This window comes from Helicobacter sp. MIT 11-5569 (genome assembly GCF_000765695.2).
GTDB lineage: Bacteria > Campylobacterota > Campylobacteria > Campylobacterales > Helicobacteraceae > Helicobacter_D.
The window spans coordinates 1-1,739 of sequence record NZ_JRPB02000034.1 but is presented as its reverse complement, the minus strand read 5'-3'; the positions used below and the strand labels follow the sequence as shown (position 1 = coordinate 1,739).

Annotated in this window: 2 protein-coding genes; both read left to right on the top strand. The window is 30.0% G+C overall.

Annotated elements, in window-relative coordinates; genetic code table 11:
- The first annotated feature begins 39 nt into the window (after positions 1 to 39).
- A complete protein-coding gene (locus LS70_RS09810) occupies positions 40 to 540 on the top strand; it encodes a hypothetical protein (protein ID WP_138109448.1) in 501 nt (166 codons plus the stop codon).
- Between the two features lie 53 nt (positions 541 to 593).
- Positions 594 to 1,556: a hypothetical protein gene (locus LS70_RS09805; protein WP_034288789.1), complete on the top strand. Its 963-nt coding sequence runs from the start codon at positions 594 to 596 to the stop codon at positions 1,554 to 1,556.
- Positions 1,557 to 1,739 lie beyond the last annotated feature (183 nt).

The following is a 1,739-nucleotide window of genomic DNA, read 5'->3' as shown; positions in this document are numbered from 1 at the left end:
ACCTAAATGAAAAAGTTATTAGCAACTTTATTTCTAAGTTTGGCACTTGTTAGTAGTGCATATGCAACAGATTTAATTGCTCTTGCAACTAATGGTAAAGTAAATGAAAACTCTTTAGGAGTTAAAGTCTTATCAGATGATGAGATGAAAAAGGTTGTGGGAGGAGCTACAATTCTTAAACATCTGTATGGTAATACATATGAGTATTATATTCCTTATCACTATGGAATAAAAAATAATTCTGGGACCAGGGTATCTTATACAGCATATTATAAATTATTTGAAGATTATACAAACGAACTTCGTCCTTTAAATGTTGATAATGGTAGAGGAAATTACATTCCCGTAGTTCAAGCAACTTTGAGCCACTTGAATAATCAAGTAAGTGTATCCATTATTGGTATGAACCAACATAATCCAATTTATTCAAGACCAGCAGATAGGTATTATGCGGATAAATTACTTAATGATAGAAAAATATTCAATGAGATAAATGGGATTATTAGAAATGACGCAAATAAATACTGGGGCATTAAATAGTATTTAGGCACACTTTTTGCTTAATCTTTAATAATTAAATTAAGGAGTAAGTATTGACAAATATTTCTAATTCTCTTTATACAAACAATACAAATCTCTACGCAAACCTTTTTAGCCAAAATAAAAATCAAGCAACAACTCCATTATCAGATTCCATAAGCGACAAAGAAGCATTACAAGCTATTGTAGATTATGTATCGCCGATAGAAAAAAGAGGAGTCGTGGTTGATTCTGCTAATTATTTCAAGTTTGAAGATACACTTATACAAAAATCAAAAGAAATAAATCCACCCACAAAATCACAAATGCAAGACGCAAAAAACTTTTTAAAAAACACAATGGATAATATTATAACGACTATCTATCGCGATAATAAAGAAACAATAGAAGATTCTATTGCAATAGAAAAAGCAATAGAGCTAGGAGAGAATAGAGAATATCCCAAAGGAGGTTATGAACTTTTAAATCTCTTAAAATCTTATCCTTATGTGCCACAAAATTCGCTTGATAATGGGGGAAAAGATTTATTAGAGCAGGTCAAAAGGTATGTTGATACAGAATTAAGCGCAGTGGGGACGACATTTTTTAATATCGCACAAGATTATATCCCTAAAGAGCAATTAGCAGAAATCCAAGATAAACTAGCTATTGTGCATTCTTATTATTTGAATGGGGATTCCATAGAAATTGATAATAAGAAATTTTCTTATAACGCAATAAGAAATGACTTTAATGAGTTTTTTGTCAATGAAATTACAAACATTGAAAATTTAGTTGCAAGCAATGCGGATTATTTCTTAATGCAAGCTTCTTATACTGCTTCCCAAAGCTTTTTTGACATTTTAGAAAAAAGAGACAAACTAGAAAAAGAAAATCAAGAGTTAAAAGCAAAACAAGCTTATAGTGCTTATGGAATCTCAAATACTACAAACTCTATTCAAACAGATTCTACAAGTGATTCTTTAATGCAAGCATTACTAAAGGATTCCAAAGAGAATAAGAATCCAAGATTCTAAAAATGCAAAGAATACTAAATTTATCTAAAAAATCTCTCACTAGGAAACTCTAAATCTTTTATAGCAGGTTTAGAGTTTTCTTTGTCTGCAATAATAAGAGCAAAGCCTCCTGTTTGATTTTTATCCCAAATTGAATAAAATTCTTTCTTTGTAGATTTATATTCTCCAAAGTTTGGGTCAAGA